Here is a 15,564-nt window from a genome sequence, read left to right as displayed (position 1 = left end):
ATGCCGTGCAGACAAGCTGCACAGCATTATGATTTTGTTTATTTGTTCTTTGCGCTCAGAACCTTCTCCTGAACATTCTTCGGAACTGGCTCATACTTCTCAAAGAACATAGAGTAGTTACCACGACCCTGAGTCTTAGAACGCAGGTCTGTGGAATAGCCGAACATCTCAGCCAGCGGAACATAACCTCTAACGATCTTTCCACCGCCCAGGTCATCCATACCCTCGATACGGCCACGACGGGAGTTGATATCACCGATAACGTCACCCATGTATTCCTCAGGCATAGTAACCTCAACCTTCATGATAGGCTCAAGAAGGACTGGGGATGCCTTCTGCATAGCTTCCTTGAATGCCATAGAACCAGCAATGTGGAATGCCATTTCAGAAGAATCGACTTCATGATAAGAACCGTCGTATACATCAGCGCATACACCGATAACCGGGTAACCGCCAAGGATACCGCTCTTAGTAGCCTCTTCGATACCTTCGCCAACAGCCGGGATGTATTCCTTCGGAATAGCACCACCAACAACAGAAGACTTGAACTGGAACAGTTCTTCTCCGTTGTAATCCATTGGTGTGAAGTGTACCTTACAATGACCGTACTGTCCACGACCACCAGACTGCTTAGCATACTTGCTATCTACATCAACAGCCTTAGTGATTGCTTCCTTGTAAGCAACCTGAGGTGCACCAACGTTTGCCTCAACCTTGAACTCACGAAGCAGACGGTCAACAATGATCTCCAGATGAAGCTCACCCATACCAGCGATGATGGTCTGTCCAGTTTCCTGATCAGTGTGCTGACGGAAGGTCGGATCCTCCTCAGCCAACTTTGCAAGAGCCTCGCCCATCTTCTGCTGTCCAGCCTTAGTCTTCGGCTCGATAGCCAACTCGATAACTGGCTCTGGGAACTCCATAGACTCAAGGATTACTGGATGCTGCTCATCACAGATTGTATCACCAGTAGTTGTGATCTTGAAACCAACAGCTGCTGCGATATCTCCGGAGTAAACCTTATCAAGCTCCATACGCTTATTAGCGTGCATCTGAAGAATACGGCCTACACGCTCCTTCTTATCCTTTGTAGCATTGTATACATAGGAACCGGAGTTCAGAGTACCGGAGTAAACTCTGAAGTAAGCTAACTTACCAACAAATGGGTCAGCCATGATCTTGAATGCCAGAGCTGCAAATGGCTCTTCATCAGAAGAATGTCTTACAACTTCGTTTCCGTCCATATCAACACCCTTGATTGACGGGATGTCGGTTGGAGCTGGCATATACTCGATGATTGCATCCAGAAGCTTCTGAACACCCTTGTTACGATAAGCACTACCACAGCATACCGGAATAGCGGTACAATTGCAGCAGCCTTTACGAAGAGCAGCCTTCAGATCAGCAACTGCGATCTCTTCACCCTCAAGATACTGCATCATCAGGTCATCATCAAGCTCACAGATCTTCTCGATCAACTCGGTATGATACTCCTCTGCCTGCTCCTTCATATCTTCCGGAATATCGCAGATGGTGATATCATTACCCTTATCATCATTGTAAATATAAGCTTTCATCTCGAACAGGTCGATGATTCCCTGGAAATCATCTTCCTTACCGATTGGAAGCTGAAGAACGATTGCGTTCTTACCTAATCTGGTACGGATCTGCTCAACAGCACCGTAGAAGTTTGCACCAAGGATATCCATCTTATTGATGAATGCCATTCTCGGTACGTTATAGGTATCAGCCTGACGCCATACGTTCTCGGACTGAGGCTCAACACCACCCTTTGCACAGAAAACGCCAACGGCGCCATCAAGTACACGAAGGGAACGCTCAACCTCTACAGTAAAGTCAACGTGTCCTGGGGTATCAATGATGTTGATACGATGCTCCAGAGCACCTGGCTTCGGCTTGCAGTTTTCTTCCAGTGTCCAATGACAGGTAGTAGCTGCAGATGTGATTGTGATACCTCTCTCCTGCTCCTGAGCCATCCAGTCCATGGTAGCAGTACCCTCATGGGTATCACCAATCTTATAATTAACTCCAGTATAATACAGAATACGCTCAGTCAGAGTAGTCTTACCTGCATCGATATGAGCCATAATTCCAATATTTCTGGTTCTCTCCAATGGATATTCTCTTCCAGCCAAGATTTTTTCCTCCTTAACTTGCTGTAAATATCAGATAATGCAACTATTAGAAGCGATAGTGAGCAAATGCCTTGTTTGCATCTGCCATCTTGTGCATATCTTCCTTTCTCTTTACAGCGGAACCTGTTCCATTTGCTGCATCCATGATCTCGTTTGCAAGCTTATCTTCCATGGTCTTCTCGCCTCTCTTACGGGAGAACATGGTTAACCAACGAAGAGCAAGAGCCTGTCTTCTTTCTGGCTTAACCTCGATCGGAACCTGATAAGTTGCTCCACCGATTCTCTTAGCCTTAACCTCGAGAACTGGCATTACATTGTTCATTGCCTCTTCGAAAACTTCTACAGCTGGCTTTCCGGTCTTTTCCTCAACCTTGTTGAAAGCGCCATAAACGATCTTCTGGGCAACACCCTTCTTACCGTCTAACATAATGTTGTTGATCAGCTTTGTAACAACCTTATTGTTGTATAACGGATCTGCTAATACGTCTCTCTTCTGAGTATGTCCTTTACGTGGCACGATACTTCCCTCCTTAACTACAATACGAGGCTTTCGCCTCTCAGTTATCTCATCGGTACTCACATCCATCTTTGTGTTCGCGCTCGGTTCTTGTTTCTCCAACACAAGCAACGTCCTCGACGCACACTTGGCTGTACCTTTCTATCTCCTGCAACCGCCAGGAAGGTATTGTTCGAATGCCGGCACTAATCAAAAAAAGTGGTACACTTACTTACTTGTTCTGCGCAAGAATCTCTTCTTAATTAAAATGCGTTTTATTAAGTTTTAATTAGAATTACTTCTTAGCGTCTTTCGGTCTCTTAGCACCGTACTTGGAACGAGCCTGGCGTCTCTTAGCAACACCTGCTGTATCAAGGGTTCCTCTTACGATATGGTATCTGGTACCTGGTAAGTCCTTAACACGGCCGCCACGGATCAGAACAACGCTATGCTCCTGAAGGTTATGTCCCTCACCTGGGATGTAGCTTGTTACTTCGATTCCATTGGAAAGACGTACTCTGGCGATCTTTCTAAGAGCTGAGTTCGGCTTCTTAGGAGTAGCTGTCTTAACTGCAGTACAAACACCTCTCTTCTGCGGAGCACTCTTGTCGGTAGACTTCTTCTTTAAGGAGTTATATCCCTTCTGAAGTGCCGGAGCAGTAGACTTCTTCTGCAGAGTCTGTCTTCCTTTTCTAACTAACTGATTAAATGTAGGCATCCGTTTCACCTCCTGCGGAAATTAAAAACATTATAATGTAATGAATCATGCAAGCCCGGTTGTTGGACAGCATTTTGCTTCCAAGGCCACATGCCTTTAAATTATATATCCTTTATATTTTTCTGTCAATAGGAAATTCAAGTTTTTACACATTTTTATCAACATTTTTGTTAATGTTCATGCGTCATGTTACGAAAGCCCTTCGGTGCAATATTGGCTTATCTAAAAAAAGCTGTCCCGACAACATTGCCACCGGAACAGCTTTTTTTATATTTTATTTTGCATCAGAATCATCTGATTTAGAAAATGCCTTTAAATATTCCTCATCGAAATCATCTGTGTCTGTATCTGCATCTGTATCATCATCATCATCTGCAAATGCTTCCTCAGCTGCCTTTACAGCCTCGTCTGCATCATCAGACTCATCAAAATCCTCAGAAAGCTCGATAGTATCATCACCTGCAGTCTCAGTCTCATCATCAGAGAAATCAACAATATCAGACTGCTGATAATCTGTATTGAGTTCCAGATTGCGATAACGCTTCATACCAGTACCTACTGGAAGCAGCTTACCGATGATAACATTTTCCTTCATACCAAGCAGCGGGTCAACCTTGCCATTGATAGCTGCATCGGTCAGAGCCTTTGTAGTCTCCTGGAAGGATGCTGCTGACAGGAAGGAGTTTGTTGCAAGAGATGCCTTTGTGATACCAAGCATAATCTGCTTTCCTTCTGCTGGCTCCTTACCTTCCTCGACAAGCTTCTCGTTCATATCGTCAAAATCAAGAACATCCATAGATACTCCTGGAAGAACATCGGCATCTCCGCTTCTCTCGATACGGATCTTCTTCAACATCTGACGAACAATTACTTCGATATGCTTATCGTTGATCTCAACACCCTGCAGACGATATACACGCTGAACTTCCTGAAGCATGTAATCCTGTACGGCACGAACACCCTGAATACGCAGGATATCATGCGGGTTGATGCTACCTTCTGTCAGAGGATCACCGGCATTTATTACCTTGCCGTCGATCGGACGGATTCTTGCATCATATGGGATCATATAAGTCTTTGACTCTCCGCTCTCCGGATCTGTTACGATAATCTCTCTCTTCTTCTTGACATCCTTAACAGTAGCAATACCGCCAATCTCAGTTACGATTGCAACACCCTTTGGCTTACGTGCCTCGAAAAGCTCCTCGACACGAGGAAGACCCTGTGTGATATCGCCGCCGGCAACACCACCACTATGGAAGGTTCTCATGGTCAGCTGTGTACCAGGCTCACCGATAGACTGAGCTGCGATAATACCAACAGCCTCACCGATCTGTACAGCCTGTCCTGTTGCCAGGTTGGAACCATAACACTTTGCACAAATTCCCACATGGGAACGGCAGCTAAGAACAGTACGGATCTTTACTGTATGTCTGCCCATGCGCTCAAGTGCATTCATAATCTTTGCAGCACGCTTTGGTGTTACCATGCAGTTTTCGTGAATAATTTCTTCTCCTGTATCAGGATCAACAATTGTCTCTGCGATAAATCTGCCGGTCATACGCTCCTGAAGCTGCTCAACAACTTCCTGACCATTCATAAAGGAACCGATTTCCATATATGGAATGTTCTTTCCTTCACAACAATCCATCTCACGAACCATAAGCTGCTGAGATACATCAACAAGACGTCTTGTCAGGTAACCAGAGTCAGCGGTACGAAGTGCGGTATCGGACATACCCTTTCTTGCACCATGAGCGGAAATGAAGTACTCCAATACGTCAAGTCCTTCACGGAAGTTTGATTTAATAGGAAGTTCGATTGCCTTACCAGTTGTGTTTGCCATAAGTCCACGCATACCAGCCAGCTGCTTGATCTGCTTATCAGAACCACGGGCACCAGAGTCAGCCATCATGAAGATGTTGTTGTACTTATCAAGACCATCAAGAAGTGCCTTTGTCAGCTCCTTATCAGTTGCTTCCCAAGTCTTGATAACCTGGTTATAACGCTCCTCATCGGTGATCCAACCCATCTTGTAGTGCTTTGCAATCTGGTCAACAGTTGCCTGAGCCTTCTTAATCATCTCTGGCTTCTGCGGCGGAACTGTCATATCAGATATGGATACGGTCATAGCTGCTCTTGTTGAGTACTTGTAACCCATTGCCTTAATGGAGTCAAGAACTTCAGCAGTCTTTGTTGCTCCGTGTGTATTGATAACCTTCTCCAGAATCTGCTTTAACTGCTTCTTGCCGACATGGAAGTCAACCTCAAGCTTTAATGCGTTCTCTGGAATGCTTCTGTCTACATATCCTAAATCCTGTGGAAGGATTTCATTAAACATACTTCTTCCAAGTGTAGTATCAAGTGTATCCTGAAGAACAGTGCCATCTGCCATTGTCTTTCTTACACGAATCTTGATTCTGCTGTGGAATGTAATGCAGCCATTCTCATATGCAAGCAGTGCCTCGTCCATACTCTTAAAGCACATGCCCTCGCCCTTTGCACCTGGTCTTTCCTGAGTCAGGTAATAAATACCAAGGACCATATCCTGAGAAGGAACTGCTACAGGACCTCCATCAGACGGCTTTAACAGGTTGTTCGGGGACAGCAGCATAAAACGGCACTCTGCCTGTGCCTCTAATGACAGCGGCAGATGGACAGCCATCTGGTCTCCATCGAAGTCGGCGTTGAATGCAGTACAAACAAGCGGATGAAGCTTAATTGCCTTACCTTCAACAAGGATTGGCTCGAATGCCTGAATACCAAGTCTGTGAAGTGTAGGTGCACGGTTTAACATAACAGGATGCTCTTTAATTACGTTCTCAAGCACATCCCAAACCTTTGTCTCAAGACGCTCTACCATCTTCTTTGCACTCTTGATATTGTGAGCAGAACCGTTCTCAACAAGCTCCTTCATAACGAAAGGCTTGAACAGCTCGATTGCCATCTCCTTCGGAAGACCACACTGATAAATCTTTAACTCTGGTCCTACGACGATAACAGAACGACCAGAATAGTCAACACGCTTACCTAACAGGTTCTGACGGAAACGTCCCTGCTTACCCTTTAACATATCAGAAAGAGACTTTAAGTTACGATTTCCAGGTCCTGTTACGGCACGGCCACGACGACCATTATCGATCAGGGCATCAACTGCCTCCTGAAGCATACGCTTCTCGTTGCGCACGATGATGTCTGGAGCGCCTAACTCAAGCAGTCTTTCCAGACGGTTATTTCTATTAATAATACGACGATACAGATCATTCAAATCAGATGTTGCAAATCTTCCTCCATCCAGCTGAACCATAGGACGAAGATCCGGCGGCATAACCGGGATAGCATCAAGAATCATCCACTCAGGACGATTTCCAGAATTACGGAATGCCTCAACAACCTCTAATCTCTTGATGATACGAGCACGCTTCTGGCCTGATGCATCCTTAAGCTCTGCGCGAAGTTCCTCAGAATCCTTCTCAAGGTCAATTGCCTTTAACAGCTCCTGAATTGCCTCGGCACCCATTCCTACACGGAACTTGCCATAGCCGTACTGCTCGATTGCATCGCGGTACTCTCTCTCTGAGAGTACCTGCTTATAATTCAGATCAGACTCACCCCTGTCAAGAACGACATAGGATGCAAAATATAAAATCTTATCAAGATTTCTTGGTGAAATATCAAGGATCAGGCCCATACGGCTCGGAATACCCTTGAAATACCAGATATGGGAAACCGGAGCTGCCAGCTCGATATGTCCCATACGCTCACGGCGGACACTGGACTTTGTAACCTCAACACCACAACGATCACAAATCATATCCTTGTAACGAATCTTCTTATACTTTCCACAGTGACACTCCCAGTCCTTCTGCGGTCCGAAAATACGCTCACAGAATAAGCCATCCGGTTCCGGCTTCAGCGTTCTGTAGTTAATTGTTTCAGCCTTTGTGACAGCGCCTCTTGACCACTCTCTGATCTTCTCAGGGGAAGCAAGACCAATCTTAATGGACTCAAAAGCAATTGACTGTCCTCCATCGGTTTTATTTTCCGGCATAAATGGTTCTCCCTTCTGGCTCTTAGTTATCTGAGTCTCCTAAATCATCAAAATCATCTGCATCAAATCCATCAGACCCAAATGACCCGTCCATATCATCTTTATCAAAATCATCTGCATTGGAAGCATCCATATCAACGTCTGCAATCTCTCCATTCTTTACTTCCTGAATGGTAGAACCGTTTCTCTGGAATTCTTCCTCAGAATAATGGCGCTTTCCACTGTCTTCCATAATACTTCTGAAGTCAGTGTTGCCATACTCTGTGCTTTCCTTAATTTCTACTTCATTATTATCTGCATCCAGTACGCGTACATCAAGTGCCAGTGCCTGTAATTCCTTAAGAAGTACCTTAAAGGACTCCGGTACACCTGGCTCAGGAATGTTCTCGCCCTTGATAATTGCCTCATATGTCTTTACACGTCCTACAACATCATCAGACTTAACAGTCAGAATCTCCTGCAGTGTATAAGCGGCACCATACGCCTCGAGAGCCCAAACCTCCATCTCTCCGAAACGCTGTCCACCAAACTGTGCCTTACCACCAAGAGGCTGCTGGGTAACAAGTGAGTAAGGACCTGTTGAACGTGCATGGATCTTATCATCTACCAGATGATGCAGCTTTAAGTAGTGCATGTGTCCGATTGTTACCGGGCTGTCGAAATACTCACCGGTACGGCCGTCACGCAGTCTTACCTTACCATCACGGCGAATCGGAACACCCTTCCACAGCTCTCTGTGCTCCAGATGAGTGCCAAGGTAATCCATAACATCTTCACGCAGGGAATCCTTATATTTCTCGTAGAATTCATCCCACTCCATGTTAACATAATCATTTGCCAGATCAAGAGTATCAAGGATATCACTCTCGCTTGCACCATCAAATACTGGTGTAGAAATATTAAATCCAAGTGCTTTTGCAGCAAGACTCAAATGAGTCTCCAGCACCTGTCCGATGTTCATACGAGAAGGTACGCCCAACGGGTTTAATACGATATCCAGAGGACGTCCATTTGGAAGGAACGGCATATCTTCTACAGGAAGAACTCTGGAGACAACACCCTTGTTTCCGTGACGGCCTGCCATCTTATCGCCGACAGAGATCTTTCTCTTCTGTGCGATATAGATGCGTACTACCTGATTTACACCTGGAGCCAGCTCATCACTATTCTGACGGTTAAATACCTTTGTATCAACAACAATACCATATGCACCGTGTGGAAGCTTCAGTGATGTATCACGAACTTCTCTTGCCTTCTCACCGAAGATTGCACGAAGCAGTCTTTCTTCAGAAGTCAGCTCTGTCTCACCCTTTGGTGTTACCTTACCTACCAGAATATCTCCGGCACGTACTTCCGCACCAATACGAATGATACCACGGTCATCAAGATCCTTGAGAGCCTCATCGCCGACACCAGGAACATCTCTTGTGATCTCTTCCGGTCCGAGCTTTGTATCACGGGACTCTGCTGCATATTCTTCAATATGAATGGAGGTATATACATCCTCCTGAACAAGACGCTCACTTAAAAGGACAGCATCCTCGTAGTTATAACCTTCCCAGGTCATAAATCCGATTAACGGGTTCTTTCCAAGTGCAATCTCACCATTCTTTGTGGACGGACCATCTGCAAGAACCTGTCCAGCCTCAACACGCTCATCCTTGAAAACGATTGGTCTCTGGTTGTAGCAGTTGCTCTGGTTGCTTCTTGAGAATTTTGTCAGACGATACTCATCTCTTGTACCATCATCACACTTAACGATAATTAACTTAGAGGAGGAACGCTCAACAACACCTGCATGCTTTGCTACTACGCAAACACCTGAATCGTATGCTGCCTTATCTTCCATACCGGTACCAACTACCGGAGCCTCTGTTAACATTAACGGAACTGCCTGACGCTGCATGTTGGAACCCATAAGTGCACGGTTCGCATCATCGTTCTGCAGGAATGGAATCATGGAAGTTGCGACAGAGAATACCATTCGTGGAGAAACGTCCATCAAGTCGATATTTTTCTGCTCAAACTCAGAAGTCTCCTCACGGAAACGACCTGAAACCATCTTATTCATGAAATGGCCTTCTGAATCTAACGGCTCATTTGCCTGTGCTACTACGAAATCATCCTCTTCATCAGCTGTGAAGTAGCGAACCTCGTCAGTTACACGCGGATTTTGGGCATCACTCTTATCAACGATACGATACGGTGCCTCGATAAATCCATATTTATTTACTCTTGCATATGTTGCAAGTGAGTTAATCAAACCGATATTAGGACCTTCAGGAGTCTCAATTGGGCACATACGTCCATAATGAGTATAGTGAACATCTCGAACCTCGAATCCGGCACGGTCTCTTGACAGACCACCAGGTCCTAACGCAGACAGACGTCTCTTATGAGTTAACTCTGCAAGCGGGTTATTCTGATCCATGAACTGAGACAGCTGGGAACTTCCGAAGAACTCCTTAACAGCAGCAGTAACAGGCTTAATGTTAATTAAGCTCTGTGGTGTCAGATCAGACGGATCGTTTGTAGACATACGCTCTCTTACAACACGCTCCATACGGGACATACCAATACGATACTGGTTCTGAAGCAGCTCACCTACAGCACGAATACGACGATTTCCTAAGTGGTCGATATCATCATCCTGTCCTATGCCATACTCTAAGTTTAAGCAGTAGTTAATAGAACCTAAGATATCTTCCTTCATGATGTGCTTCGGAATCAGCTCTGCATTATTTGCACGAAGCTCTGCCATCAGCTCATCACCCTCAAGACCCTTCTCTAAGATCTGAGTCAGTACTGGATAATAAACAAGCTCATTGATTCCAGCAGCTTCAAGCTCTTCCTCTGTCAGGTTAAGATACTCAGAAGCATCTACCATGAGGTTAGACAGAACCTTTACACGGCGTCCTTCTGCATCAACATATACGTACGGAACACCTGAGTTCTGAATCTTTGTTGCGATTGCGCGATTACAGGTCGTACCTGCCTCAGCAATAATCTCGCCTGTAGAAACATCTACTACATCATCTGCTAAAATATGTCCATTCAGACGATTGCGGAAATGAAGCTTCTTATTGTATTTATAACGGCCTACACGTGCCAGATCATATCTTCTTACATCAAAGAACATACCCTGCAGCAAGCTGGAAGCACTGTCGGTAGAAAGCGGCTCGCCTGGACGAATCTTCTTATATAATTCAAGAAGACCGCTCTTGTAATCATTGCTGACATCCTTCTCAAGTGTTGCAAGAAGCTTTGGCTCCTCGCCAAAGATCTCTAAAATCTGCTCATTGCTGCCCCATCCTAATGCACGGATCAGAACAGTTACCGGTATCTTACGTGTACGATCGACTCTTACATAGAAAATATCATTTGAGTCTGTCTCATACTCAAGCCATGCTCCACGATTCGGGATGACCTGAGAAGAGTACAGCTCTTTTCCGGTCTTATCATGGTCGATAGTAAAATAAATACCAGGTGAACGTACCAGCTGGCTAACGATAACACGCTCTGCTCCATTGATTACAAAGGAGCCTGTATCCGTCATCAACGGAAGATCACCAATATAAATCTCATGTTCTTTAATGGTATCAGTTTCCTTATTATGAAGTCTGACCTCAACCTTAAGTGGTGCGGAATATGTTGCATCACGTTCCTTGCATTCCTCGATTGTGTGCTTAATTTCATCCGGGCACAGACGGAATTTGCCAAAACGCAACTCCAGATTGCCGCTGAAATCTACGATAGGGGAGATATCATCAAATACCTCTTTAAGTCCATCGCCAAGGAACCACTGGTAAGAATCCTTCTGGATCGCAATCAGATTCGGAATTTCAAGAACTTCGTTGGACTTGGAATAACTCATACGGAAGGTTCTGCCGGATTTGACTGGTCGAATTCTGTTTTTTTCCATGTTTGCTCACCCCTGATAAATATATTTTGTGCCTCTATCCGATCCATATCTGCGCGGCATGCTGCCTCAAAGTCTATTGGCAGACACCATTGTCTTCTATACGGAAAGCATAGAAAGCGATTTTGTCCATGATAGTGCACATATCACTATAGCATAGCATAGGCAGACTGTCAACTATTTTTTTGCCGTTTTCTTGATCTTTTTAACTTTTTTCTTTACAAACTTCTGCTTATTTGATATAATTGTTTTTACTTGTGAGCGTCGGGGCGTAGCGCAGTTTGGTAGCGCGCATGAATGGGGTTCATGAGGCCGCAAGTTCAAGTCTTGTCGCCCCGATTTTATTTAATTTTATCTGACCTTATCTTTTATCAGACCGGAAAAACCGGTCTTTTTTTATTGCACTTTACATGTGCAGCTGTCTTTCTAAAGTCAATTGCCTGCTCTTTTGAAACAAATATCTATCAAATATCCGTCAGATAAACAAAAAAAGGTTCTGAAACCCTTGTTTTTCAAGGATTCCAGAACCTAATGTTAAGCACAAATTACTTTAAGGTAACCTTTGCTCCAACTTCCTCTAACTTCTTCTTCAGTTCTTCAGCGTCAGCCTTAGCTGCTGCTTCCTTAACTACCTTCGGAGCTGCCTCAACTAATTCCTTAGCTTCCTTCAGACCCAGACCGGTTACTTCACGAACAACCTTGATAACCTTGATCTTAGAAGCTGCTGGAACCTCAGTCAGCTCTACGTCGAACTCAGTCTTCTCTTCCTCAGCTGCTGCGCCAGCGCCTGCTGCTGCTACAACAACACCTGCTGCTGCAGATACGCCAAACTCTTCCTCACATGCCTTTACAAGGTCATTTAACTCTAAAACGCTCATACCCTTAATAGCTTCGATAATCTCTGCTGCTGTCATGATAATTTTCCTCCTAATATAAGAATTATTAACTATGCCTTACGGCTTTTACGAATGATGATCCATTTTGAATCATCTCATGCAGCTGTTTTACGCAGCTGCCAAATTCCAATCATAAACCAGATTATGCTTCCTGCTTCTCTGCGATCTGCTTGATAACACGAGCAAAATTGGTGATCGGAGACTGGATGCTTCCCAGGAACTTTGCAAGAAGTTCTTCTCTGGACGGGATTGTGGACAGAACCTCAACACCCTTAGCATCGTAGAAGGCTCCTTCTACAACACCACCCTTAACCTCAAGCTTATCGTTTGTCTTAGCAAACTTACAGATAATGCTTGCCGGTGTGGTTGCCTCGCTCTTGCTGATTGCAATTGCGGATGGACCCTCTAACAGATCCTTTAAGCTCTCGAACTCAGTGCCCTCGATTGCACGCTTAACCAGTGTATTCTTATATACCTTATAAGTAACACCAGCTTCTCTCAGACTCTTACGCAGTACGGTATCCTGCTCAACGGTAAGACCACGATGGTCAACCAGAACTACACCCTTTGCGCCGTCTAAGGATGCTTTGATTTCCTCAACAATCGGCTGCTTCAGCTCAACTTTAGCCATGATATGTGCCCTCCTTCTTGAAAATTTTAAGAAAAGGCCGAAAAATGCCTCTCTGCAAAGACAGAGAGGCAAAGATAATCTTTAATATAGATCTCTCCTCGGCAGGCGTTTTCTCCTTATGCCTTGCGGCACCTGCTGTCTTCGGCAAATATATGAAAGCCTTGCGGCCTCAAACATTGCAATAATATCATACTGACAATCACTTGTCAAGTACTTTTTACTGACCAAATTTAACGGTATTTAACTTAACGCCAGGTCCCATGGTAGAAGCCATGGTAACACTCTTTAAGAAGGTACCCTTCAGAGTGCTCGGTCTAGCCTTGATTACTGCGCCCATCAGCGCCTGGAAGTTGTCTGCTAACTGCTCCTCGGTGAAGGAAACCTTACCAACCGGAACATGAATAATGTTGCTCTTATCCAGTCTGTACTCAATCTTACCAGCTTTAATTTCCTTAATAGCCTTTGCAACGTCCATAGTTACGGTACCAGCCTTCGGGTTTGGCATTAAGCCCTTCGGTCCAAGTACACGACCCAGACGACCAACAACACCCATCATATCCGGAGTAGCTACTACAACGTCGAAATCAAGCCATCCTTCGTTCTGGATCTTCGGAATCAGCTCCTCAGCTCCAACGTAATCAGCTCCTGCCTCTTTTGCGATATCAGCCTTGTCATTCTTAGCGAATACAAGAACGCGAACATTCTTACCTGTTCCATGAGGAAGAACTACTGCACCACGGATCTGCTGATCTGCGTGACGTCCATCACAACCTGTTCTGATATGAGCTTCAACTGTCTCATCAAACTTTGCACTAGAAGCCTTCTTTACGATAGATACGGCTTCGTTTACATCATAAAGAGTAGCGCGGTCTACCAACTTGGCAGCCTCTACATACTTTTTTCCTCTTTTCATCGAAAAACCTCCTGGTGGTATTTGCGGGAATATCCCTCCCACTTAATGTTGATATTCTTACTCTTCTACCTTAACACCCATACTGCGAGCAGTACCTGCGATCATGCTCATAGCAGCCTCAAGGCTTGCTGCATTCAGATCTGGCATCTTTGTCTCAGCGATCTTCTGAAGATCAGCCTTGGAAAGAGTTGCAACCTTAGTCTTATTTGGTACTGCAGAAGCAGTCTGAATATTGCATGCCTTCTTAATAAGAATAGCAGCTGGCGGAGTCTTGCAAACGAAGGTAAAGCTTCTGTCTGCGTATACAGTGATGATAACCGGAATGATCATACCAGCCTGATCAGCAGTTCTTGCGTTAAACTCCTTTGTAAACTGTACAATGTTGACACCCTTCTGTCCAAGAGCAGGTCCAACCGGTGGAGCCGGTGTTGCCTTTGCAGCAGGAATCTGTAACTTAATATAACCTGTAACTTTCTTTGCCATTGTGGCACCTCCTAATAATGTGGTATTTGCGGGGGATACCCTCCCACAGCAGAACCATACGCCAAATAGGCGTTTTACTGAACTTTCTTAATGTCGGTAAAATTCAGTTCAACCGGTGTTTCATGTCCAAACATGTCAATAAAAATTGTAGCGGTCTGCTTTTCAGCATCTACAGAACGAATCACAGCCTCGGTACCCTGCCATGCACCAGTAATAACACTGATAAGGTCGCCTTCTGCGAAGTTCACCTTTTCCTGCGGAGTACCCATAAAGGTAGCAAGAGCAATCATCTCTTCCTCCGTCAGCGGCACCGGCTTTGATCCCGGGCCTACAAATCCTGTAACACCTCTGGTGTTGCGGATTACATACCAGGTATCGTCATTCATAATCATATGAACCAACACATATGCTGGGAAGATTTTCCTCATAGAGGACTTCTTCTGACCATCCTTGTTCTCCATCACTTCCTGAAGGGGAATCGCAACCTCGAGAATCTGATCCTGAAGATTCCGGTTCTCGACAGTTTTTTCGATATCAACCTTTACCTTATTCTCATAACCTGAAAAGGTATGGACAACATACCACTTTGCCTCTTCCATTCTGATTCCTCTCTTACCTGATAAACTCAACTACGTACTGACATGCAATATCAAAGAACCTGATAAACACGCTGAGTACAACAGAAACAACCAGCACTGCAATTGTCTGATTCTTTAATGATTCTTTGCTTGGCCAGATGATCTTGCGAAACTCGGCCTTTACACCCTTCCAAAACGCAACTACGCGCTCTTTCACGGATGGCATAGACTTCTTCTTTGTCTTGGCCAGCTTCTTTGATTTGGTTTCTGCCTTTTTTCCTGTTTCTTCCATAATCAACTACTCCTTACTGGAGACCAATTACTTGGTTTCCTTGTGTAATGTATGCTTCTTACAGAATCTGCAGTACTTCTTTGTCTCCATTCTGTCTGGATGTGTCTTCTTATCTTTTGTCATGTTGTAATTACGCTGCTTGCAGTCCGTACATGCCAATGTGATCTTTACTCGCACAATCTCCACCTCCGTCGTAATAAATTAGCAAACTTTTCGGTCTTTTGCGCATAAAAAAAAAGACCTGCGCCTTCCAAACGCTAGAGTAGTATATCATAAGTGAATGGCCCCGTCAAGAACTTTTTTTCAAAAAACCGCAAAAAATTAAAAAAAGCCGAAATCCCCCCTTAAAAGGAATCTCGACCTTTATATTTCACTGTACCTTCAAAACTGCACACAAACTTTTCATCTCAAACCTATTACCATTTCCTACC

At 44.7% G+C, this 15,564-nt stretch carries 12 protein-coding genes, 1 tRNA gene and 1 other annotated feature; of the genes, 1 reads left to right on the top strand and 12 read right to left on the bottom strand.

Annotated elements, in window-relative coordinates; all coding sequences use genetic code 11:
• Window positions 1-38: 38 nt before the first annotated feature.
• From fusA to WJP93_RS09870, 5 genes are all read right to left on the bottom strand, one after another.
• On the bottom strand, window positions 39-2,156 hold the full coding sequence (gene fusA / locus WJP93_RS09890; protein WP_227100208.1) for an elongation factor G: 2,118 nt from the start codon (window positions 2,154-2,156) through the stop codon (window positions 39-41).
• A gap of 46 nt (window positions 2,157-2,202) precedes the next feature.
• A complete protein-coding gene (gene rpsG / locus WJP93_RS09885; protein WP_066562083.1) occupies window positions 2,203-2,673 on the bottom strand; it encodes a 30S ribosomal protein S7 in 471 nt (156 codons plus the stop codon).
• A 274-nt stretch (window positions 2,674-2,947) separates the two neighbouring features.
• Entirely contained in the window at window positions 2,948-3,370 is a 423-nt protein-coding gene (rpsL, locus tag WJP93_RS09880) for a 30S ribosomal protein S12 (RefSeq protein ID WP_066562081.1), read from the bottom strand.
• A 274-nt stretch (window positions 3,371-3,644) separates the two neighbouring features.
• Window positions 3,645-7,421, bottom strand: coding sequence for a DNA-directed RNA polymerase subunit beta' (gene rpoC, locus WJP93_RS09875; RefSeq protein WP_337548033.1), 3,777 nt, complete (start codon window positions 7,419-7,421; stop codon window positions 3,645-3,647).
• Between the two features lie 22 nt (window positions 7,422-7,443).
• On the bottom strand, window positions 7,444-11,343 hold the full coding sequence (locus tag WJP93_RS09870; protein WP_337548031.1) for a DNA-directed RNA polymerase subunit beta: 3,900 nt from the start codon (window positions 11,341-11,343) through the stop codon (window positions 7,444-7,446).
• A gap of 262 nt (window positions 11,344-11,605) precedes the next feature.
• Between WJP93_RS09870 and WJP93_RS09865 the strand changes: the two genes are divergently transcribed.
• Window positions 11,606-11,679 (top strand) — tRNA-Pro (locus WJP93_RS09865).
• A gap of 206 nt (window positions 11,680-11,885) precedes the next feature.
• On the opposite strand, the gene rplL is transcribed toward WJP93_RS09865, so the two are convergent.
• From rplL to rpmG, 7 genes are all read right to left on the bottom strand, one after another.
• Window positions 11,886-12,254 (bottom strand): 50S ribosomal protein L7/L12, encoded by a 369-nt coding sequence (gene rplL / locus WJP93_RS09860; protein WP_066562072.1) that lies wholly within the window; start codon window positions 12,252-12,254, stop codon window positions 11,886-11,888.
• Between the two features lie 124 nt (window positions 12,255-12,378).
• Window positions 12,379-12,867 carry a 50S ribosomal protein L10 gene (rplJ, locus tag WJP93_RS09855; RefSeq protein WP_066562070.1) on the bottom strand — a complete coding sequence of 163 codons (489 nt, stop codon included), beginning with the start codon at window positions 12,865-12,867 and terminating at the stop codon, window positions 12,379-12,381.
• Between the two features lie 30 nt (window positions 12,868-12,897).
• Window positions 12,898-13,030: a sequence feature (ribosomal protein L10 leader region), on the bottom strand.
• Window positions 13,031-13,084: 54 nt separating this feature from the next.
• Window positions 13,085-13,780, bottom strand: coding sequence for a 50S ribosomal protein L1 (gene rplA, locus WJP93_RS09850; protein WP_066562068.1), 696 nt, complete (start codon window positions 13,778-13,780; stop codon window positions 13,085-13,087).
• 57 nt (window positions 13,781-13,837) lie between these two features.
• Window positions 13,838-14,263, bottom strand: coding sequence for a 50S ribosomal protein L11 (gene rplK / locus WJP93_RS09845; RefSeq protein WP_262538223.1), 426 nt, complete (start codon window positions 14,261-14,263; stop codon window positions 13,838-13,840).
• Between the two features lie 74 nt (window positions 14,264-14,337).
• On the bottom strand, window positions 14,338-14,862 hold the full coding sequence (nusG, locus tag WJP93_RS09840) for a transcription termination/antitermination protein NusG (RefSeq protein ID WP_066562059.1): 525 nt from the start codon (window positions 14,860-14,862) through the stop codon (window positions 14,338-14,340).
• 13 nt (window positions 14,863-14,875) lie between these two features.
• Window positions 14,876-15,133 carry a preprotein translocase subunit SecE gene (gene secE / locus WJP93_RS09835; RefSeq protein WP_337548028.1) on the bottom strand — a complete coding sequence of 86 codons (258 nt, stop codon included), beginning with the start codon at window positions 15,131-15,133 and terminating at the stop codon, window positions 14,876-14,878.
• 27 nt (window positions 15,134-15,160) lie between these two features.
• Window positions 15,161-15,310, bottom strand: a complete 150-nt coding sequence (gene rpmG, locus WJP93_RS09830; protein WP_066562058.1) for a 50S ribosomal protein L33 — start codon at window positions 15,308-15,310, stop codon at window positions 15,161-15,163.
• Window positions 15,311-15,564: the final 254 nt, after the last annotated feature.

Origin of the sequence: Anthropogastromicrobium sp. (genome assembly GCF_037349415.1) — a bacterium.
GTDB classification, from domain to species: Bacteria; Bacillota; Clostridia; order Lachnospirales; family Lachnospiraceae; genus Anthropogastromicrobium; species Anthropogastromicrobium aceti.
Note: the sequence above shows the minus strand (reverse complement) of the source record. Positions and strands in the feature narration are given on the sequence as shown.